We start from the raw sequence: 20,718 nt of genomic DNA, 5'->3' as shown, positions 1-20,718 counted from the left end.
TCCCACCGTCTCGCCGGTGTGTCACTAGCGCCTCAGCAGCGCCGGTGAAGGGGGTTCTAAGGATAACACCAACAAGCCGCAAGCAGAAAATAACATCTTGCGCGATTTTTTTGCGTTTTTTGTTTTTCTGTATAATTTTCAACGTCTTAAGAAGCATAAATCGGCACCACCCGACCGACTATCCCGGAAGATAGCGACCACCGCTATGGACCTGAATATCCGCCCCGCATGGGAAACCCCAATATATAGTGAGTCTGCTGGGCACACCCACAAGCCCAATCCGAGTCGTACCATTCAGAACGACTCATTTTTGAGTCATTTCCGCTCCTTGAACCCCGACTCGGGCCGTTGAATCCGGTCGCATCCTCCACCGCACCTTGCGCATCGGTCGCGAATACGGTCAGGTCACCACAACGATACGCCCGCAGTGTGACATGACTATAAAGAACACAGTCTCTTTTCCTTGCATACGAGCAGTTGGCCTGGACGGCCTATTGGTTTCGTTTGCCGATACTATGGCAGAACCCTCAAATCGGGCGGCACTTGCGTTTCGAGGCGCGGTCGAAGCCTTAAACTGGGAAGGGGTAATCGAAACTTCGACCTCTCTGGCATCCGCCTATATCCGGTTCGACCCCACCCGTCTGACGCATACTGAAATCTCCAAACAGGTCGACGAGGTTCTGCACGAAAGGGACTGGTATAAAGCCCCTCTTCCGTCCGGACGCCGTCTTTGGCAGGTGCCGACTGTGTACGGAGGAGGATTGGCGCCACAATTAGATGAGACTGCAACAGAGGCGGGCCTTTCGACCAACGAAGCCATAAAGCGCCTGAGTGAAACACGTGTCCGCGTATTGACCATCGGATTTGCCCCGGGGCAGCCATATCTTGGGCCGCTTGGGCCTGAGTTCAACATACCCCGTCTCAAAGAGCTCACCCCTATGGTGCCCGAAGGGGCGTTGGTGTTGGCTATATCCCAATTTGTACTGTTCTCTGGACCAACCCCGACGGGGTGGAGGCACGTGGGGCAGACGGCCTTTCGCTGTTTCCGACCAGATGCAGAGCAGAGCTTTGCCCTGAGACCCGGCGACGAGATGCAATTCCTGCCGATCACTTCGGAAGAGTTGGAGATCATAAAGTCCAACAACGCTGATGGGTCTGGCGGCGCAACGTGCGAGGAGATCCTGGAATGAGTCTCCGAGTACTCAGCATCGGTCCTTCTTGCACGATACAGGATCAGGGGCGGTCCGGGTATCTGGACCAAGGCTTGTCGCGATCCGGTGCTGCAGACTTATTGGCCTTGCATGAAGGAGCGGCACTTTTAGGTCAAAATTCCGAATGCGCGGCTTTGGAAATGGCCGGTGTGGGCGGTACATTTGAGGCCACTCAAAAAACAAGCATCGCACTGACCGGCGCACCGATGCAGGCTAGCATTGATGGAGCCCCAATCGCATGGAATGCGTCTTACTCTCTTGAGGCTGGACAGCAGCTTGTCATCGGAGCAGTTCAACAGGGAAACTATGGCTACCTGCATCTGAGTGGAGGGATTGAGGCACCTGTTGTTCTCGGCTCACGCTCTGTTCACCTGACTGCCAATGTTGGACGCGCAGTTATGGCGGGTGATTCATTACCATCTACGCCCAACATGGAAGGGTCTGGTCAAAAGCTACGCGTCGATGATCGTTTTTCAGGGGGCACGTTGCGTGTTGTCGCCAGCTTTCAAACTCCGTTGTTCGATCAGGGTACGCTGGACCGTTTTGGCGATACAGTTTTCACACGCGGCATACGTGCCAACCGGATGGGAATGCAATTGGACAGCCCTGGAGAAGGCTTCGCTGCACAAGGTCAGCTGAACATTCTGTCCGAGGTCATAACCCCGGGCGACATTCAGATGACCGGTACCGGAAATCCATTCATCCTACTGCCCGAGTGCCAGACCACCGGTGGTTATCCGCGTATTGCGACCGTTTTGCCCTGTGACCTGCCCCGCGCGGCCCAAACACCCGCAGGAGGAAAGGTACAGTTTCAATTCGTTTCGATAGAAGAAGCCGTCGCGCTACAGACGGCCTTTCTGGCCGAACTATCACGACTCAAGACACGGGTCGAACCCCTGGTCCGCGACCCGCATGACATTCCCGACTTGTTGTCCTACCAATTGATCGGCGGAACGATCTCGGCCACAGAATAAGGAGTTTCACAGATGCCCAGCGTCGATCTGAATGCCGATATGGGAGAGAGCTTTGGCCCCTGGAAAATGGGCGATGATGAAAGCCTCCTAAAGATCATCACGTCTGCCAATATTGCCTGCGGCTTTCACGCAGGCGACCCAGATGTAATGGCCAAAACGATGATGGCAGCGTCTGAAAACGGCGTTGGCATCGGCGCGCACCCCGGCTTTCCTGATCTACAAGGGTTCGGTCGGCGCAACATGAAGGTCCCTCACGACAGTTTGCGCAATTTGGTGCGGTTTCAGCTGGGCGCGGCGATGGGCATGGCCAAAGCCGTCGGCACCACAGTCCGGCACCTAAAACTGCACGGCGCGCTGGCCAATATGTGTTCGGTCGACTTAGACATGGCGCGGGCCTGCTATCAGGGCGCGCTGGACGTGGACCCGGACATCATCATCATGGTTCTAGCCGTTACCAAACAGGAAGAAGCTGTTCGCGAACTGGGCTGCAAATGGGTTGGCGAGATTTTCGCGGATCGCGCCTATAACGATGACGGCACTCTGGTCGATCGCAGTTTGCCTGGCGCGGTCATTCACGACCCGGAAGTCGCCGGTCCGCGCATCCTGAATATGGTCCGCGAAGGCGCTATCATCACCGAAACCGGCAAGCGGCTTGAGACCTCGATCGACACAATTTGCCTGCATGGTGATGGGCCGACCGCGGTGCAAATTGCCCGGTCAGTACGTGAAAACCTTGTCACCGGCGGTGTCGAAGTGACGAAATTCGTCCGTTAGCCGGACAGACGTACCGACGTCACCCCACTTTCTTACTGTTGCTCACTTGGATTTCTGACCCTAGCATACCTGCAAGTGCATGTTCTGATTATTGGAAATCCAAGCATAGCTACGCCCGACTACCACCGGGCATGCGCAAGGAGGTGTATTAATGTCTTTTGATTTGATGTCTTATCAGCCCCGCGGGGACAAGAAGAACTCTGATTTCTTCAACGAATATCTGCCGATGATTTACGAGCGGCGTAACACCTCAGGGGTCGCCGATCAGGTTGGTGCCATGAGGGCTATCGTTCTTCAGGTTGAAAGCACTGCGCTATTCGAAACGCTGATCGAACTGTACGTGATGACCCCATATCGTCACACCGCCTCATACATGGGGCTGACGCACAAGTTCTCGATCCTGCATTCCCATGCGGACTACCCCGCTATGATAGTGATGGCTCCTCTCAACCCAAGCTTTGAGGATTTCATCCCACGCATTAACCGGATGTATCCGCTTGCACGGAATACCCCACAAACCCGCTATGTCGGAGAGATCTACGGTGCTACCGATCTGAACGCTCTTACCAAGACTCTTGAAGGTCAAAACATCCGCTTTGAGTACGAAGGCGATACCGAGAACCCGTTTTACACGCTGGAAGGTTTTCGGTTTACCACTCCGTCTGACTTCACCTGTAATCGGGTCGGATATTCCACGCTGGACTTCAACGAAACCGACAGCCTGAGGTTGGGCGACCGCGTATTGCTGAGTGACACCGAGCAGTCGCAGCTGGATCAGGCCGCCGCTTTTGGAACTGACAGCAAGATCTCACCGCTAATGCTGGGGATAGACCACCTTGCCACCCGCATTCTCGCCGGTGAGCGCGAGGACGCAATCCTCGAGTTCCTTACCATGGTGCCCTACTATTTCTGGGGGGCGTACAACATTTTCGACATGAACTCCTCGACCAATGTGAACAGGAACGCTGGCGTAGATGATGACAAAAAGTCACCGGCCAAAGTGTTCACGGCAAACAACACACCCTCTTTTGTGAACTCGTTCGAGCAGTTGCCTATGCCAACCGAGGATTTCGTGCGCAACTTCGGCCGCCGCCTGCATCACATGGCCGTTGAGATTCAGGATGGCGATCATGGTGCAGGCGAAAAGAACGTCGATTTCGTGGTGAACACCCTCAAGGACAAAGGCGTACCGTTTCTGGCGCATGTGGTGGGAGAGTGCAAAGATGATCCGAACCTCAAGCAGATCTTCTCGAAACACTCGAAAAACACGCTGCTGATCACCGAATACATAGAACGCTGCCACAAATATGATGGGTTCTTTACAAAGGACAACGTGGCGGCCCTGACAGCTGCTGCTGGGCAGGACGAACAGTATCAGCACGGTCACGTGTTTGATTAAGCCCTCCTGATAAAAAATGGGCTGCGAGTTTCCTCACAGCCCAGACCCATCCAGGAGAGTTTATGTCGGATCTTATGACGGTCCGATCATGAAACACGTGACATTACGAGCCTGAAGCCTGCGACAAGCCAGATCGGCTTGTTCGCGGGTCATGCCCTGGAATGTCGCCTCAAACCCGCGCGAACTTTGATTTACCTTGCGAAGAGTGCCGTCCAGCGTGGTCATCTCGGAAAGGGCGGTTTTCAGAAGAACCTTTTCTGCCTCGTATCGAGTTGTATAGCGGCCAACATTGACGCCCCACAGATGTCCACCGGACGTAGAGAGGCGCGTAACGATTTCCTGTTCCGGCTCGGGCTGCTCGACCGGTCCGGTCGAGGCAAGAACCAGATCATCTGGGCGCGCGGCCGGGCGCGTCGTGTCGTCATTAGGCGCTTTGACATCCGCTGCTGCAATGGCTGCAGCGATTCCATCCTGAATGCGTGTACCGTTCTTGGCAGCCGATGCTGCAACCGTACCAGCAACCTGAACAGCTGCCCCTGGTCCGGGGCGCAGCAAGGGGCGCAGACTTTTCGTCGGCGCGCCGGTTACGGCCGCGACTGTCGCGCCCAGCCCTACATTTCCAGCATAGACTGGGCGGGCCGGCTTACGGATCGGCGCGCGCGATGGTGCACGGCGGAAGCCCATATCCAGAAGCTCTGCAACCCGCGCGTTACGCGATGCGCCGGATTTGCCCCCAAAAACAGTAGCGATGATGCGCTCGTCTTTGCGTTTTGCCGAAGCAACTAGGTTGAAACCTGCAGCGCGCGTGTAACCGGTTTTGATACCGTCCGCGCCTTTGTAGGCGGCCAGCAAGCGACGGTTTGTATTCGGAACTGTTTTGATTCCAGCGTGGGTCGATTGACGCGAGAACAGATTATAATACTGCGGATAGTCATACAGCAGGTGACGGCCGAGCGTGGTCATGTCACGCGCTGTCGAAAGATGCCCCGATTCGGTCAGGCCATGCGCGTTTTTGAACGTTGTACGGCTCATCCCCATGGCTTTGGCGGTGCGGGTCATGCGGCGCGCAAAGGCAGCCTCGGACCCGCTGATCGCAATACCGATGGCCGTCGCTGCATCGTTGGCTGATTTCACTGCAGCAGCACGGATAAGATATCGGAATGCAATTGTTTGTCCCGTGCGCAAACCCAGTTTCGAAGGCGGCTCGGATGCTGCTTTTTTGGTGATACGGACCGGCGTGTCCAGAGTGATTTCCCCATTTCGCACCGCTTCGAATGCGATGTACAAGGTCATCATCTTGGTAAGCGAGGCAGGATGCAGTCGAGTATCGGCGTTGCGCGAGTGCAGCACCTCTCCGGTGCGCGCATCAATGACCATCGCCGCATAAGGGGCCGCTATCCCTTGCAACGGCGCAAAGGAAAGCATCCACAAAAATGCCATAAGGAGTAAGCCCATCCGGGCCGGAACTGTCCGCCGAACCTGCACGATCTTTGCCTCTGTCTACCTCGAGCCGTCGGGTTTTCCCGATCAGCATTTCATTTATTTTATTATTGTCAGGCTAACACAGAGGACCGGCGAAATAAACCGAAAGCTCATAAATTCGCCGTTAGGCCCCATCACCTCAGGCATACCAGATATGGCCGAACACAGCCTCACCCCCACCAAATCCATGAAAATGACCAGATTATGCCGCTGGCTTACATCGATTTTCCGAAACTGCGGCCATTAGGCAACATTAGCCTAAAGCCTGAACAAGATCCGCCAATTCGCCCAAATCTTGCAGCTCTCGGTACCGAGGACTGTCTGCCGGCGTTTCGGCCTGTTCGATTTCCCACACCAGTCCGTGCGGAACATACACGCCCCAGCACCCTGCCTGGATCGGGGCAACCACATCAGAGCGCATTGAGTTCCCAACCATCATGGCCGTAGCCGGTCCTTCGTACTGAGCAAAAATGCTCTCATAGGTTTGCGCTGTTTTCTCGGACACAATCTCGACGCCATCGAACAACTCTCCCAACCCGGACTGCGCGAGTTTGCGCTCTTGGTCGATCAGGTCTCCTTTAGTGATCAAAACAACCCGATGGGTCGCCGCCACACCCTCAATCGCTTCGCGGGCATGGGGCAACAGCTCTATAGGATGGGCCAGCATCTCTTGGCCGGCCTCAATCAGCTGACGAATGACCGAGGCGGGAACACGGTCATCAGTCACTTCGATCGCGGTTTCGATCATGGACAGGGTAAAGCCTTTGATTCCGTATCCGTAGTGCCTGATATTGCGCTTTTCAGCCGCCAACAGACGGTCCAACAAGTGCTCCCTCTCGGCGTGATCGGCCAGCAAATCGGTGAAATGAGCCTGTGTCAGCTGAAAAAACCGCTCATTGTGCCACAAAGTATCGTCCGCATCGAAGCCGATTGTGGTAAGGTTTTGCCCCATGGCGAATACGTCCTGCTTGCTCTTTTCTCCGGCCAGTTCGACGTTATATAAGCGCTCAGACAAACCGAAGCCTGAATCGGACAGTAGAACACGATGTTTGAACACCAATGGATGATGTCTGACAAACCGGAGGACGACGATGATGCGGATTCGTCGGTCCTGGTACAGACGCGGCCTAAGACCAAGCGCCCTCCGCTGTACAAGGTTCTGCTGCTGAATGATGACTACACCCCGATGGAGTTCGTAGTCCATGTGCTGGAGCGTTTCTTCAGCATGACGCATGCGCAGGCATTCGAAATTATGCTGACCGTCCACAAAAAAGGCGTGGCCGTCGTAGGCGTATTCAGCCACGAAATCGCCGAGACCAAGGTAGGCCAAGTGATGGACTTTGCCCGTCGGCATCAGCACCCCCTGCAATGCACAATGGAACGGGAAGAGTAAGGCTCTGCCTCTCTTTCCAAATCGCTTATGTCCCCTCGTCTTGATCTTGCCCTGCAAAGCGGCCTCTTGTTGTCGCAACCTTTGACGGTGCTTGGACCGACAATGGACAGCGACCTGTCCGCTCTGCCACGCGAGACACAAGTCGTTCAGCCTTTCAAACCTTTTCATGACCATTTTGCCGCCCAAGGCTTTGCTACGGTTTCCCAGGCGCATGAGGCGTGTCAGGATGCTATCGTGATCTTGCCTCGCGCCAAGGCTCTGGCCCGCAGCATGGTGCATAAGGCTTGTAACCGCGCCACTGGGGTCGTCGTGGTCGATGGCGCAAAGACCGATGGCGTCGACAGCCTGCTAAAGGACATTCGAAAACGCGTTCCAGTGGAAGGGCCAATATCAAAGGCTCATGGCAAAATTTTCTGGTTCCAATCGAACCCCAAGGCATTTGAGGACTGGGCGCCGCCTACAAAGCAAACTGTCGGCAAATTTCAAACCGCTCCGGGTGTATTTTCTGCTGACGGTGTTGATCCGGCTTCGGCCTTGTTGCAATCGGCCCTCCCCAACAAGCTGGGCGCGCGGGTCGCAGATCTGGGAGCGGGCTGGGGGTATCTTTCAGCCGGCCTACTCAAAGCCAGTGGCCTGAAGGTGCTGCATTTGGTCGAAGCAGACCACATCGCACTGACTTGTGCCCGCTCGAACGTCAACGATGCTCGCGCTCAGTTCCATTGGGCTGATGCGGTGACATGGCGCGCTCCGGAACCTATTGATGCAGTGGTCATGAACCCGCCGTTCCATACGTCGCGCAGTGCTGATCCTGCGTTGGGCCAAGGCTTTATAAAGACGGCGGCCAATATACTGACCCGCAATGGCAGCTTGTGGATGGTGGCAAACCGCCATCTGCCCTACGAATCCACTCTGACCGACGCTTTCGCGCATGTCGAAGAAGTGACCGGCGACAATCGGTTCAAGGTGTTTCACGCCTCTCGCCCTCGGCGGTGATCCCGGTTAACCTGCGCCGCAACTCAGGAGTTTACGAATGTCCTTTTCCATAGCTGGCAAAACCGCAATTGTAACCGGCGGAGCCAACGGTGTTGGGCTGGCCATCGGGCGCCACTTTGCCGACGCAGGTGCCAATGTCATGTTCGCAGACATGGATGAAAAGCGGCTGGCCGAGGAACTGGGCGAGCAGGCTGATGACAGCAATATCCGCTTCTTTGCGGGAGATCTTCGGGAAAAGCTGACCATTGCGAACCTTTTGTCCGCCACCATCGATGCGTTCGATCAGGTAGATATTCTGATTAACGGTGCACGGCAGGTCATCCAGTCTGATCCGCTAGATACCGAAGACGACTCGGTGCGCACATTGCTGAACCAGAACCTGATGCCCGCTTTGCGCCTGAGCCAACTGGTGGCCAAACGGATGATCAAACAAGCTGGAGACGATAACGAAGGTCTGGCTGGCTCAATCATCAACCTCTCTTCAATTGCTGCACGGCGTACTCACCCCGACTTGATGGCGTATTCAGTGTCGACTGCGGCATTGGACCAGATGACACGCTCGCTGGCTGTTGCGCTGGCCCCAAACCACATTCGGGTGAACTCGATCGCGTTGGGGTCCGTTATGAGTGCATCACTGCAATCCACGCTGAAAGAGAACCGCGGCTTTCGCGATGATATCGAGAAACACACACCACTGGCCCGGATCGCAGCACCCACTGAATTGACTGAAACCGCGCAGTTTCTGGCCTCGGACGCGGCGGGTTTCATCACCGGACAGATCCTGACTATCGACGGCGGCCGCACATTGCTGGACCCCGTTGCCGCTCCAGCTCATTAAGCCAAAATGTTCGATACAGAAAAAACCACCGCCTCAGCTTGGTTCCGCCAATTGCGTGATGAGATCGTCACCGCATTTGAAGCCTTAGAAGACAGTCACGACATCGGGCCATTCTCAGATGCCAGCCCCGGTCGGTTCGAAGTCAAACAGACGGAACGCCAGTCGCAGGATGGGTCTGATGCAGGTGGCGGGCTGATGTCGGTAATGCGCGGCGGCCGCGTATTCGAGAAGGTCGGCGTCAACGTATCAACCGTCTACGGCACTTTGGGCGAGCGGGCGCAACAAGCCATGGCCGCGCGCAAGGGCATACCCGGCATGGCGGACGATCCGCGCTTTTGGGCTTCGGGAATTTCGCTGGTTGCTCATATGCAAAACCCCCATGTGCCGGCGGTTCACATGAACACCCGCATGTTTTGGACACCGCACGCTTGGTGGTTTGGTGGCGGTTCGGATCTGAACCCTTGCATCGAATATGATGACGACACCGCCCATTTCCACGCCACCCAGAAGTCGCATTTGGACCCGCACGGTCCTGGGCACTATCCACGGCTGAAAGAATGGGCCGACGAGTATTTTTACATTCCCCACCGCAAGCGCGCTCGGGGCGTTGGCGGTATCTTTATGGATGACTACTGCACCGGGGAGTGGTCATCAGATTTTGCTCTGACACAGGACATCGGCCGCGCGTTTCTGCCCGCCTTTTTGCCGTTGGTCGAGAAACGCCGCGTTCAGGCCTTTGACGATGCGGACAAAAACACTCAACTGGTACACCGCGGCCTCTATGCCGAATACAATCTGGTTTACGACCGTGGGACCAAGTTCGGGCTCGAGACTGGCCATGATCCAGACGCTGTCCTCATGAGCCTACCACCGCTGGCAAAGTGGGTTTGATTTCGGTCAGAAATCAAACTCCATAAAGTTGTCATCACAGTAACGAACCGCAGAAGCGGCTGACATGTTCGCGCCTACCCGCTTTACGGTAACGGAGTATCCCGGCTTCGTATCCGCACCAGGGGGCGGTGTCAGGGAAAATTGCACTGTTCGCACCCCGGGCTCATAGGCCTTTGAAATGTAGATACGCTGTGAGCTTGGCAGCCCAAGTCTCAAAAGGACAAAGTCCCCAATACCGCACCAATAGTTCACCGGCGCCGACGACCCAATTGCCTTTACCAGAAACTCACCATTCTGCAGCGGAGTGATCTCCGTCCGGTAATGAGGCCGGACACTCGGGCTCAATCCCAAAGCTTGCACAAAACCAGGCAAAATGATCAACGCCGCCGTGCCGGCCACCTTCCAAAGCCACATATCAAATTCCCTGATCGCAATCCAAACCTGCGCTTGATCATAGTGGACGCACTGGCCGAGTAAAGTTCGCGCCCCCAACGGCAGGCTTTGCCCCAATACAACACCGATTTTCTGCGAGCCGCAAAACAGTATTATTTCAAGAGATTAGCGATTAGCATTCAAATATTGCTTTTTGAATGGGGCTTGGGTTGGGTAAGACGTTTCCAAAAGACTGGTTCGATATCCCGTCGGAAAAGTACGCAGATTTCGGGGCGATGTTTTATCTGGCAGGTCTCACCAAGACGCATCAAAAACGCAGTCTTGCCCAAGTTCTCTACGCCTTCGAAACGCCTTTCAGATTGGGGCAGTACCATATCTTTCGGCAAAACGGCTTCCCCCGCGGGTTCGTTACGTTCGCTGGCCTCAGCCCCGATGCCGAACATCGGTTTGCGGTGAAAGAAGAACCACTGACCGACAAGGATTTCACCAGCGGCAAGTCTTTCTGGATCGTCGATTTGGTGGCTCCGTTTGGTCAGACCCGTCAAATGGTGGAAATTCTAAAACAAGAAATCCCTCATCCGCGCGTGCGGACCAACCGGATGGATAGTGATCTGAACAACCAGCGCATCGTTGAGTGGACAAGAGATGACCACGGGGACGTGCACATGAGCTTGTATCGCAAGAAACAGTTTGAACGGAAACTGACCGAGGAAGGGTGGAGCGATGGTCAATAATCCGGCAATTCGAATTGAAATCAGCGGCGATCTGACCGGCGCAGTCACAGGCGATCCGCCAAATCAGGCCAGCGGCACATTGGACACGGATGTCACCTATCCGGGCGGCATAACTCCGCTAGGAACGACGTGGGATATTACGTCCAATGACCCGACCTTCGGAACGGCAACCATCGATAACAATGGTAATTGGACCTATGACGTCAACCCAGACTGGTACGACACCTTGGACAATGGGGAAACGGCGACGATCACATTTGAGGCCACAGCCACAGCCTGGGGCGTTAACGATGGCTTTGTCTTTTTCAATAACACCGCGACACAAGACGTAACGATCACCGTCACCGGCGTGTGCTTTACCGCGGGCACCTTGATTGAAACCGACTCTGGTCCTCGTCTCATCGAAGATCTGAGCGTCGGCGATCGGGTCTTGACGCTCGACAACGGGGTTCAAGAAATTCGTTGGATCGAAAGCAGCAAAATGGAAGCCGAGCGATTACGCGACCAACCTGCCATGCGCCCTGTTCGCATAGCGGCAGGCAGTCTTGGTTACGGTACGCCTGAACGCGATTTGTTAGTATCGCAACAGCATCGGATGCTGATCCGAGGCCCTAAAGTTGAAATGCTGTTTGGTGCCACTGAGGCTTTGGTTGCAGCCAAGCACCTCTGTTCCTGGCCCGGCATAGAAGTGGATTATTCAACCGAGCCTGTTGAGTACATGCACATTCTTCTCGACCGACATGAGATTCTGAACGCAGATGGGGCGCTGGCGGAAAGCCTGTATCTGGGCGATGAGGCGCTTTACATCATGTCGTCAGAAGGCCTGCAGGAACTGGCGGCTATATTTCCGGATACAGCAAACCTTGAAAGGGCAAGCTTTGGGCGGGCCGCCCGCATGATCCTTCGCGAATTCGAGGCCCGCGCGCTGGTTTAGGATGCGGTCAACCGCCCCCCAACGTCCTGCGGTGCCAAAGCGACCGTTTTAATAACCGCAAAACAGGGTTTACCCGGCTCTAACCCCAACGCCGCGACCGAGCGGCGCGTGACCCGAGCCAGAACAACTCCGGCTGAGGTTTTCACGGACACAATCGCCCCGGGCCCGTCGCCTGCGCGGATCGTTTCGACCGCGCCCTCCAGCATATTCAGAGCCGACAACCCCTCTGGCCGTTTACTCGACAGGATAACCTCTTGAGCCGGAATCCGGATACGTAGGTCTTCGCCAATCTGATGCGGAATGAGGGGCAAAAACAGGCGTGCGCCGCCTGCATCAAGTTCCGTCAGACCATCGGAGTGGTGTTCACGTACCTTGACCTGCAAAACCGCACCTACGGCCCGAACACCTGCTGGCGCCACTGAAGGGTCGGCCAACACTTCAGAGGCTGGTCCATGTCGTACGGCTTTGCCATCCTGTAGCGCGACGACAGATGTTGCCAGCCTGGCGACCTCAGCCGCAGAATGTGTGACGTACAAAATGGGCACCGAGACTTCATCCCTTAGACGTTCGAAATACGGCAGGATCTCAGCCTTGCGCGCATCGTCCAACGCCGCCAGCGGCTCATCCGCAAGGATCAGTTTTGGGCTGGCCAACAAAGCCCGACCAATTGCGACACGCTGTTTCTCACCACCGGACAAACCGGCAGGGCGACGATCCAACAAGTGCCCGATACCCAGCATTTCAACCACTTTATCCGGGTCTTCACGGCGCGCGCCCTTTGGCGCGAACCATCGACCGTAAGATAAGTTTTGGCGAACAGTAAGATGAGGGAACAGACGACCTTCCTGAAAGATATACCCCAGACGCCGACGGTGCGGCGGCAACCAGAGCTTTTTCTCGGTGTCGAAAAGCTCCCATTCGTCTACGGCGACACGCCCGGCATCGGGTCGCAGCAATCCCGCGACGGCGTTGACGACCGTTGTTTTCCCCGACCCTGACCGGCCGAACAAAACAGTTACACCCGACGGTGCCTCAAAACTGAGGTCCAGCTTGATATCCGGAAGTTCGTGTTGAAGGTGAACGGACAGGCTCATGATCCAGACACCCTCGCAGCTGCACGGCGGCCGACATACTCAGAAAGCAGCAGGGCGCTCATCGCTATGACGATTGAGATGAGAACCAGTCGCGTCGCCGCGCTTTCGCCTCCGGGCACTTGAAGAAACGCATAAACTGCTGAGGGCAACGTTTGGGTTTGTCCAGGGATGTTGGACACAAAGGTGATCGTCGCGCCGAATTCGCCCATAGCCTTGGCAAAGGCTAAAATGGCACCCGCGATAACGCCCGGCAGTATCATCGGCAAAGTGACAGTTGCGAACACAAAAGGCCGCGATGCGCCGAGCGTCGCGCCAGCCTGTTCCAGTTTGGGGTCCACGGCCTCAATAGACAGGCGAATGGCGCGCACCATCAGGGGAAAGGCCATTATCCCGGCGGCCAGTGCGGCCCCGGTCCAGCGAAAGGCAAAAACTATGCCAAATTCACCCAAAAACTTGCCCAATGGCCCCTGAATACCGAAGGTCAGCAACAACAGGTAACCCGTCACAACCGGAGGAAGGATCAAAGGCAAGTGTACCAGACCATTCAGCAGCTGACGCCCGGGAAACCGCCAACGGGCCAGTGCATAGGCCACGAATATGCCGAATGGTAACGTCACTAGCGTCGCCCAAAATGACACGCGCAAAGACAGCTTCAGTGCCTCTAATTCTTCAGGCCCTAGCCACCCCATGTTGCAAAGCCTTGTGCGTTAAAGACCGATCGTGCGGTGTCAGATTTCAGATAGTCCAAGAAACCTTGCGCTTCAGGCTCGCCGACTGATGTCACGGCTGCGGGGTAGATGATCGGCGGGTGCAAGTCGGATGAAAATGTGGCGACAACCCGAACTCTGGATTCCACTTGCGCATCTGACCGATAAACAACGCCCAGCGGTGCCGCCCCCGCAGCGACCAAAGCGAGCGCTGCGCGCACATTGTCGGTCTGAGCCACCTGGCCCTGTACATCCTCCCACAGATTAAGGTTCTGCAATGCGGCTTTGCCGTAAATGCCGGCCGGAACCGCATCGACCAACGCCATTGCCAGATGCCCGCCGTCCAAGGCCGCAACCAGATCCAAATCGGATTGCATGGAACCAAGCTCAGCTTGATCCGCACCACCAATCAAAACCAAACCGTTGCCCAGCAAGTCGACACGTGACGTTTCATTGATAAGACCTTGGTCCTGCAGCACGTCCATCCAGTCGACATTGGCTGAGATGAAGAGATCCGCAGGCGCGCCCAATTGGATTTGCCGCGCCAACACCGAAGATGCTGCATAGGAAACGGTGACCTCATGCCCAGTCTGCTCTTCGAAGGCGGGCGCAATCTCGTCTAAGGCGGTTTTTAGGCTGGCAGCTGCGAAAACCAAAACCTCGGTCGCCCCAGCCCGGATCGGAGCCAGCGTCACGGTGCTTAACACCAGAGCCGAAAACAAGAATCGGCGCGCAAGGGACAGGACCATGTTTACTCCCGCCTAGAGGATAACAGTCCCTATCGGGGATATCTGAGGCAACAGGTGGCGCGCAAGCGCCTTTGCGAAACCTTGGCAACGCAACATAGCGAAAACTCCGGGAATAACTGGATCGTGCAACCATTTCCGTCAGTTGGGCCGCCTCCGGTGTCGCAAACGCCATTGATCCCGGGTGCCAGCGGGGCGATCCTGTCTCTAAGAACTAAGACAGGATTCCGACAATGCTCCACACCACGCCAGGCCTGATTGACGCCATCCGCGCACGTTTTGCCCATGTCGAAACCTGTCCATTTCAGGGGCCGCGCATCTTTTTTGAGAATGCGGGAGGGGCACTGACATTGAACTCAGTCATCGAGACCTCAGCCAAATTCGCCGCCATCCCAGACAATCAGGGCCGTGATAATGTTGCTAGCCGTGCTCTGGTCGACATCATCGAAAAAGCCAAGGCAGACTTGTCCGTCTTTATGAATGCCTCGGCCGGACAGTTTTTTGTTGGAGAAAGCGGAACCGAACTTCTGTTTCGCATGATCCGCACCGCCTGTGTGAATGCCCCCAAGGGCAGTAAGGTCATCGGTAGCTCGATCGAACACCCCGCCAGCCGAAGCGCTGCCCGTCGGTGGGCTGACATCGCAGGCTTAGACTATGTTAACGTCCCACATAGCGACGACACTGGACTTGTTTCCGCAGACGACTACCGCGCCGCTATGACCCCGGATGTCAGTGTCGCGACGATCCTGCATGCCTCGCCTGTGACGGGTATGGGAATGGATGTCGCCGCTATTGCTCAGGTTATACGCGAAGTAGCGCCCAACTGCTTTATCATAGTGGACGGTATCCAACACGCTGCACACGGTCAGATGGATATCGATAGCTACGATGTCGATGGTTATGCGATCTCTCCTTACAAGGTTTTTTCTCGTCACGGGTATGGCATCGCCTGGATTTCTGACCGGTTAACCGCCCTACCCCACGATCAGCTCATCGATGCACCGGCAAACGGTTGGGAATTCGGAACCCGGGACACTGGGTCTTATGCGACCATGTCGGACGTGGTCAGCTATTTTGACTGGTTGGGCACCCAAGTTTCAGACGATTCGGACCGCCGAAGCCGAATCAAGGCCGCAGGTCACGCCATCCACGCCTATGAAACCCACCTGACGAATGCGATGATAAACGGTATCGGCAATCTACCCGGTCTTCGTGACATGGAACATGTCACGGTTCTGGCCGGGGCCGACAACCCCGCTCGTGAGGGTCTGGTTTCAATTGTAGTGCAGGATATCCCCTCGGCCGAAGTCGTAACAAGGCTGAACGATCAGGGCATTCGCACCCATATTCGCAAGGCTGACCACTATAGCGGGAACGTTTTGAATCCTCTGGGATTGAACGACTGCATTCGGATTTCTTTGTGCCACTACAATACAGAACAAGAGGTGGCGCAATTGCTGACCGCGGTGAACGAGATGGCGCCCTGATTCAATGTTTTTCAAATAAATTGTGTCAGACCCACTTGCGCCTGCTCGCAGGCTTAGCTACATGCAGCGTCACGGGTGATTAGCTCAGTTGGTAGAGCGCTTCGTTTACACCGAAGATGTCGGGAGTTCGAGTCTCTCATCACCCACCATTCCCTCTCTTATCGCGGAAATGCCACGGACCGGACGTTATTTCGGCACGGACTTTGCAACCGATTGCAAAGCTGACGTTCTGGCGCATAGTATTTCCCCATGAATTCACCTACCAGCCTCTCGCCGCTTCAACGGTGCCAGTAATGAGCGTCACTTTGAAAGATGTGGCCGCACTGGCCGGCGTTTCACGCTCAGCCGTATCTCGAACCTTTACCGAAGGCGCGTCGGTCTCGGCCAAGACCAGAAGCAAAGTTGAAAAAGCGGCTCAGGAACTGGGGTACAGCCCCAATGCGCTGGCATCGTCACTGACAACAGGACGAACCAAGCTGATCGGGCTGGTCTCGAACAACTTTCACAACCCGATCTTTCTGGAAGTGTTCGATCAGTTCACTCGCGCCCTGCAGGAACGCGGACTGCGCCCATTGATCGTTAACCTGACCGACGAAACAGAGCCTGCTAACTCGGTTCGGATGCTAAGGCAGTATTCAGTCGATGCGGCAATCGTTGCCTCGTCTACGCTACCGCCAAGCTTCGCTAAAGCCTTCCACGACGCGGGCGTACCGGTGGTGCATACTTTCGGGCGCTCTGCCACGTCACCCGAGGTGCACGTCGTTGGCATCGACAACGTGGAATGTGGGCGTATGGCAGCGCGGGAACTGCTGGAGCGCGGCTACCGAAAGGTGGGGTATCTGGGCGGGCCAAAAGATGCGACCTCAGCCACGGACCGGTATCGTGGCTTCATGGAGGAAGTGGAGAAGCACCCAGATCTGGAGGTCTCTCATTCTTTCGCGGGGGCCTATTCCTTTGACGCAGGGCGCGCCGAAATGCTTCGATTGCTATCGGGCACCCCCGCCGAGGGGTATTTCTGCGGCGATGATATCTTGTCAATCGGCGCGCTGTCTGCGCTACACGACCACGGATTAAAACCAGGCACGGATATCGGGATCATCGGTCTGAACGACATGGAGATGTCGCGCTGGGAAAACATCGATCTGACCACTATTCACCAGCCGATCAAACAGATCATAACCTCATCGGTTGATCTGGTTGAAGAGATGCTGAAAGACCCCAAGCGCTATCCCGAGGCGCGAATCTTCCCCTGCCGAGTAATTGAGCGGGGCACCCTGCGGCCCCGCCCTTGATTAACGAAACATCGGCGGACGGGCATCTTTCCAGGCACCGTCCTCTTTGCCCGAGGCAACAGCCGCATGCACGGCAGCAATCGAGCGAACCCCATCCGGCGCACCGGGCAGACCATCGCGCGCTTCGCCCCGGATCGCATCGGCCAAGTCGCAATAAATATTGGCAACAGCCAGCGGAAAGCCTTCGGGATGGGCGATGGCCACGCGGGACAAGCGCTGCACTTCATCGTGCAGGCCGCCCTCACCCTTCTCGATGATTTGCGTACGACCACCAACGGGTGTGTAAATCAACTGGTTTGGTTGCTCTGAAGCCCAACGCAGGCCACCAGTTTCTCCGAAAACCTGAATGTCAAAGCCATGCTGGCGCCCGATGGCCACAGACGATGTCCAAAGACGGCCAACCGTTCCGCCTTCCATCCGGAAATTGATCATGGCGTCATCTTCCAACTCACGGCTGGAAATGGTCGAGGCCATGTCGGCGGACAGTGTTTTCACCTCATCATCACAGATAAAGCTGGCCATATGCAGGGCATGGATGCCGCAATCGGCGAATTGACCGGACACCCCAGCCATAGCCGGATCATACCGCCACCGCACCCGTGGATTGTCCGCATCAGTCGCATCGCCGTGGTGGCCGTGGCTAAAGTTGGTGACGACCAGGCGCACCTTACCTATGTCGCCGGCCCGCACCATTGCGCGCGCCTGCCGCACCATTGGGTAAGCTGAGTAACAGTAGTTCACGGCGCAAATCTTGCCCGAAGCTTCGGCCACGCGGACTATTTCCTCCCCCTCTTCCACAGTCATGGTCATTGGCTTTTCACAAAGCACGTTGAATCCAGCTTCGAGAAAGGCTTTGGCGATTTCGAAATGCGTAGAGTTCGGGGTGGCGATCGTAACCAGATCAATGCGGTCAGCTCGATCTTTTTCACCGGCCAGCATTTCCTTCCAATCGCCATAGGCACGTTCAGCCGCTACACCCAACCGCTGCGCGTATTCACGACCCACATCGGGGCGGTGATCCAGTGCCCCCGCCGCAAACTCAAACATCCCGTCGGCTTGCGCACCTAATCGGTGCGCGGGCCCGATCTGACTGCCTTCGCCACCACCAATCATGCCCCATTTCAGCTTTGCCATGATCCTAAACTCTCTTCAGTGTTTTGTTGCCCACGCTTAAAAATCGCGGATGCTTTTCCATGCCCGTTCGTTGGACGACGCCAGCGCTGCAGCCACAACGCGATTGACCTCGTGACCATCGTGGAATGTTGGCCAGATGGGCTTGCCCGTGTGGATTGCCTGCAGGAAATCCTTGGCCTCTATGATGATCTGGTCCTGATAGCCGGTGCCATGGCCTGGACCCTGACAAAAAGGTTCATAATCCGGATGTGCAGGGCCGGTTAGAATTTTAGTGAACCCGCGCTGAGCTTCGGGGCCTTCGCGACGATAGAACCACAGTGCATTCTGATCTTCCTGATCAAAACGAAGCGCGCCTTTAGTCCCTGAAATCTCGTAGGCATAGCCCATTTTGCGGCCCGTAGAGACCCTGCTGACATAGATGTTGCCCATGGCACCGTTTTCAAAACGGCACATGATCTGCGCGTGGTCATCATTATCAACGTTGCCACCGGGGCGCGTGCTGTGAACGGTTTCAACCTCGGCCATGACCTCGGCGATCGGCCCCATAAGAGCGAGCGCACCATTGATCATATGCGGGGCCAGATCACCCATCGTACCATTTGCCATACCCGTTGTGCGCCACGTAGCCGGAGCTTCGGGGTCGGCATAGAAATCCTCGGTATGCTCACCACGGAACCAGGTAATGTCGCCTAACTCACCATCTTGGATAAGCTTTCGTGCGAATTGTGTTGCAGGCGTGCGGACATAGTTGAACCCAACCATGTTTGTAACACCAGATGCCTCAGCCGCAGCGACCATTGCCTCGCCATCCTCTGTCGATGCGCCCAGAGGTTTTTCGCACAGAACAGGCTTACCTAAAGCAAAGGCTGCCTCCGCAATCTGGCGGTGCGTTTCCTGAGGCGAGGCAATCACGATAGCCTCTACTGCTGGGTCGTTGACTAACACCCGCCAATCTTCCGTCGCACGCTTGAAGCCATAGGCCAAGCGATAACGTTCGGCGCTTTCAGGGGTCGAAGCGCAGATCATTTCAAGCCGCGGGCGCAGCGTCGTGTTGAACACCGCTCCAACGGCCGACATCGCGACCGAATGGGCCTTGCCCATATAGCCGCCACCTACGATTCCAATTCCGATTTCAGGCATCTATCGCGGCTCCGAACATATCATTTGCAACCGGTTGCAAAATCAGTATCGTGTGAATCGATTCAACGCAAGGTCCAAACTTTGCCGACCCCAAATTACCGGAGGACATGACGTGAGCGCTTTGATGGACGGTATCAAAGGAAACCGGTTCGCCGTGTTCGGGCGCGCAGGCATGGATATGTTCGCTGATCCCATTGGCGTCAAAAGCGAAGATGCTGATACGTTCCGCGCCGACCTGGGGGGATCTTCTGCCAATATTTGCACCGGCCTTGTAAAGCTGGGCAGTCAGGCATCGCTGGTCACATCTGTTTCGGATGACGCAGTTGGTCGGTTCTGCCTAAATCGCCTGCATCACTACGGCGTCGACACAACTTACATCCGCGTTCTGGGCGGCGAGTACCGCATGTCACTGGCAGTTTATGAAAGCCGTATCGAGAACTTTCAGAACGTCATTTATCGGAACGGCGCAGTTGATTTTCAGGTCACCGAAGAAGACATGGATAAAGTAGACTATTCAGCGTTCTCGGCCGTGATCTCGGCTGGCACAGTCTTCGCCTCAGAACCATCCCGCAGTGCAACTTTCCGAGCCTTTGACAATGCTCGAGCAGCTGGCTTGCCCATCATCTTCGATATCGACTACCGCCCCTACAGCTGGCCCTCGCCCGAAGTGGCTGCAGACGTGCTGTCTCGTGCCGGCGAAGCGAGCGACCTCATCGTCGGCAACGACGAAGAGTTCGGCTTTATGGCCGGCGGCATCGAAAAGGGGTTCGCCAAGGCAAAGGAGCTGGCCGAGAAACCAGGGCGTATCGTTATCTATAAACAGGGTGAAAAAGGCGCAGTGACATTGGTGGACGGGGAGGAAATTCAAACCGGCATTTACCCCGTTACGGCCATCAAACCCAACGGCGCCGGAGACAGTTTTATGGCTGGCCTGCTTGCCTCAATCGCGGACGGACATTCGCTGAGAGACGCGGTTATGCGCGGCTCGGCCTGCGCTTCGATCGTGGTATCTCAACCTGGTTGCGCTCAGGCAATGCCGACAACGACTGAACTCAACACCTTTCTCACCGAACATCCTGGCCCGACGACATAGGAGTCTCCC

21 protein-coding genes and 1 tRNA gene are annotated in these 20,718 nt (G+C 55.9%); 14 read left to right on the top strand and 8 right to left on the bottom strand.

Going from position 1 to position 20,718, the window contains the following annotated elements:
- Positions 1 to 434: 434 nt before the first annotated feature.
- The 4 genes from ACR0EO_RS18265 (at position 435) to ACR0EO_RS18250 (ending at position 4,358) form a co-directional block, all read left to right on the top strand.
- A complete protein-coding gene (locus ACR0EO_RS18265; protein ID WP_480692222.1) occupies positions 435 to 1,190 on the top strand; it encodes a 5-oxoprolinase subunit B family protein in 756 nt (251 codons plus the stop codon).
- Positions 1,187 to 2,185: a 5-oxoprolinase subunit C family protein gene (locus tag ACR0EO_RS18260; protein WP_480692220.1), complete on the top strand. Its 999-nt coding sequence runs from the start codon at positions 1,187 to 1,189 to the stop codon at positions 2,183 to 2,185. The genes ACR0EO_RS18265 and ACR0EO_RS18260 overlap by 4 nt, the downstream gene beginning before the upstream one ends.
- Positions 2,186 to 2,197: 12 nt before the next feature.
- Positions 2,198 to 2,959, top strand: a complete 762-nt coding sequence (locus ACR0EO_RS18255) for a LamB/YcsF family protein (RefSeq protein ID WP_480692218.1) — start codon at positions 2,198 to 2,200, stop codon at positions 2,957 to 2,959.
- A gap of 151 nt (positions 2,960 to 3,110) precedes the next feature.
- Complete coding sequence (locus tag ACR0EO_RS18250) at positions 3,111 to 4,358, top strand: hypothetical protein (protein ID WP_480692216.1); 1,248 nt, start codon at positions 3,111 to 3,113, stop codon at positions 4,356 to 4,358.
- Positions 4,359 to 4,430: 72 nt separating this feature from the next.
- On the opposite strand, the gene ACR0EO_RS18245 is transcribed toward ACR0EO_RS18250, so the two are convergent.
- Both ACR0EO_RS18245 and ACR0EO_RS18240 read right to left on the bottom strand, forming a co-directional pair.
- Positions 4,431 to 5,813, bottom strand: coding sequence for a D-alanyl-D-alanine carboxypeptidase family protein (locus ACR0EO_RS18245; protein WP_480692214.1), 1,383 nt, complete (start codon positions 5,811 to 5,813; stop codon positions 4,431 to 4,433).
- A 280-nt stretch (positions 5,814 to 6,093) separates the two neighbouring features.
- A complete protein-coding gene (locus ACR0EO_RS18240) occupies positions 6,094 to 6,792 on the bottom strand; it encodes an HAD family hydrolase (protein WP_480692233.1) in 699 nt (232 codons plus the stop codon).
- Between the two features lie 93 nt (positions 6,793 to 6,885).
- Between ACR0EO_RS18240 and clpS the strand changes: the two genes are divergently transcribed.
- Genes clpS through hemF form a run of 4 tightly spaced genes read left to right on the top strand, consistent with a single transcriptional unit; the run spans position 6,886 to position 9,955 of the window.
- Positions 6,886 to 7,233 carry an ATP-dependent Clp protease adapter ClpS gene (gene clpS, locus ACR0EO_RS18235; protein ID WP_480692212.1) on the top strand — a complete coding sequence of 116 codons (348 nt, stop codon included), beginning with the start codon at positions 6,886 to 6,888 and terminating at the stop codon, positions 7,231 to 7,233.
- A gap of 27 nt (positions 7,234 to 7,260) precedes the next feature.
- Positions 7,261 to 8,226, top strand: coding sequence for a class I SAM-dependent methyltransferase (locus ACR0EO_RS18230; RefSeq protein ID WP_480692210.1), 966 nt, complete (start codon positions 7,261 to 7,263; stop codon positions 8,224 to 8,226).
- Positions 8,227 to 8,263: 37 nt separating this feature from the next.
- Positions 8,264 to 9,064, top strand: coding sequence for an SDR family NAD(P)-dependent oxidoreductase (locus tag ACR0EO_RS18225; protein WP_480692208.1), 801 nt, complete (start codon positions 8,264 to 8,266; stop codon positions 9,062 to 9,064).
- A gap of 6 nt (positions 9,065 to 9,070) precedes the next feature.
- Positions 9,071 to 9,955 (top strand): oxygen-dependent coproporphyrinogen oxidase, encoded by an 885-nt coding sequence (gene hemF / locus ACR0EO_RS18220; RefSeq protein ID WP_480692206.1) that lies wholly within the window; start codon positions 9,071 to 9,073, stop codon positions 9,953 to 9,955.
- 6 nt (positions 9,956 to 9,961) lie between these two features.
- Here the strand turns inward: hemF and ACR0EO_RS18215 are convergent, their stop codons facing one another.
- A complete protein-coding gene (locus tag ACR0EO_RS18215) occupies positions 9,962 to 10,369 on the bottom strand; it encodes a hypothetical protein (RefSeq protein ID WP_480692205.1) in 408 nt (135 codons plus the stop codon).
- Between the two features lie 188 nt (positions 10,370 to 10,557).
- On the opposite strand from ACR0EO_RS18215, the gene ACR0EO_RS18210 reads away from it, so the two are divergent.
- Complete coding sequence (locus tag ACR0EO_RS18210) at positions 10,558 to 11,082, top strand: toxin-activating lysine-acyltransferase (RefSeq protein WP_480692203.1); 525 nt, start codon at positions 10,558 to 10,560, stop codon at positions 11,080 to 11,082.
- Positions 11,072 to 12,016 (top strand): Hint domain-containing protein, encoded by a 945-nt coding sequence (locus tag ACR0EO_RS18205; RefSeq protein WP_480692201.1) that lies wholly within the window; start codon positions 11,072 to 11,074, stop codon positions 12,014 to 12,016. The genes ACR0EO_RS18210 and ACR0EO_RS18205 overlap by 11 nt, the downstream gene beginning before the upstream one ends.
- Here ACR0EO_RS18205 and modC read toward each other — a convergent pair.
- From modC to modA, 3 genes are read right to left on the bottom strand one after another with little or no spacing between them, the layout of a single operon-like run.
- A complete protein-coding gene (modC, locus tag ACR0EO_RS18200; protein ID WP_480692199.1) occupies positions 12,013 to 13,110 on the bottom strand; it encodes a molybdenum ABC transporter ATP-binding protein in 1,098 nt (365 codons plus the stop codon). The genes ACR0EO_RS18205 and modC overlap by 4 nt on opposite strands.
- A complete protein-coding gene (gene modB / locus ACR0EO_RS18195; RefSeq protein ID WP_480692197.1) occupies positions 13,107 to 13,799 on the bottom strand; it encodes a molybdate ABC transporter permease subunit in 693 nt (230 codons plus the stop codon). Before modB ends, modC begins: the two co-directional genes overlap by 4 nt.
- Positions 13,787 to 14,566 carry a molybdate ABC transporter substrate-binding protein gene (gene modA, locus ACR0EO_RS18190; protein WP_480692195.1) on the bottom strand — a complete coding sequence of 260 codons (780 nt, stop codon included), beginning with the start codon at positions 14,564 to 14,566 and terminating at the stop codon, positions 13,787 to 13,789. Before modA ends, modB begins: the two co-directional genes overlap by 13 nt.
- 230 nt (positions 14,567 to 14,796) lie before the next feature.
- Between modA and ACR0EO_RS18185 the strand changes: the two genes are divergently transcribed.
- The 3 genes from ACR0EO_RS18185 (at position 14,797) to ACR0EO_RS18175 (ending at position 17,342) form a co-directional block, all read left to right on the top strand.
- The gene (locus ACR0EO_RS18185; RefSeq protein WP_480692193.1) at positions 14,797 to 16,050 is read left to right on the top strand and encodes an aminotransferase class V-fold PLP-dependent enzyme; all 1,254 of its coding nucleotides are present in this window, start codon (positions 14,797 to 14,799) and stop codon (positions 16,048 to 16,050) included.
- A gap of 73 nt (positions 16,051 to 16,123) precedes the next feature.
- Positions 16,124 to 16,199: transfer RNA gene (locus ACR0EO_RS18180), tRNA-Val, on the top strand.
- A gap of 144 nt (positions 16,200 to 16,343) precedes the next feature.
- Entirely contained in the window at positions 16,344 to 17,342 is a 999-nt protein-coding gene (locus ACR0EO_RS18175; RefSeq protein WP_480692191.1) for a LacI family DNA-binding transcriptional regulator, read from the top strand.
- On the opposite strand, the gene ACR0EO_RS18170 is transcribed toward ACR0EO_RS18175, so the two are convergent.
- Together ACR0EO_RS18170 and ACR0EO_RS18165 are read right to left on the bottom strand one after the other, a co-directional pair.
- Positions 17,343 to 18,476, bottom strand: a complete 1,134-nt coding sequence (locus ACR0EO_RS18170) for a Gfo/Idh/MocA family protein (RefSeq protein WP_480692189.1) — start codon at positions 18,474 to 18,476, stop codon at positions 17,343 to 17,345.
- A 36-nt stretch (positions 18,477 to 18,512) separates the two neighbouring features.
- Positions 18,513 to 19,616 (bottom strand): Gfo/Idh/MocA family protein, encoded by a 1,104-nt coding sequence (locus tag ACR0EO_RS18165; RefSeq protein ID WP_480692187.1) that lies wholly within the window; start codon positions 19,614 to 19,616, stop codon positions 18,513 to 18,515.
- 124 nt (positions 19,617 to 19,740) lie between these two features.
- Here ACR0EO_RS18165 and ACR0EO_RS18160 point away from each other — a divergent pair, with 124 nt between their 5' ends.
- Entirely contained in the window at positions 19,741 to 20,709 is a 969-nt protein-coding gene (locus ACR0EO_RS18160; protein ID WP_480692230.1) for a PfkB family carbohydrate kinase, read from the top strand.
- The last annotated feature ends 9 nt before the right edge of the window (positions 20,710 to 20,718 follow it).

Source organism: Ruegeria sp. BE9 (genome assembly GCF_056538765.1).
Note: the sequence above shows the minus strand (reverse complement) of the source record. Positions and strands in the feature narration are given on the sequence as shown.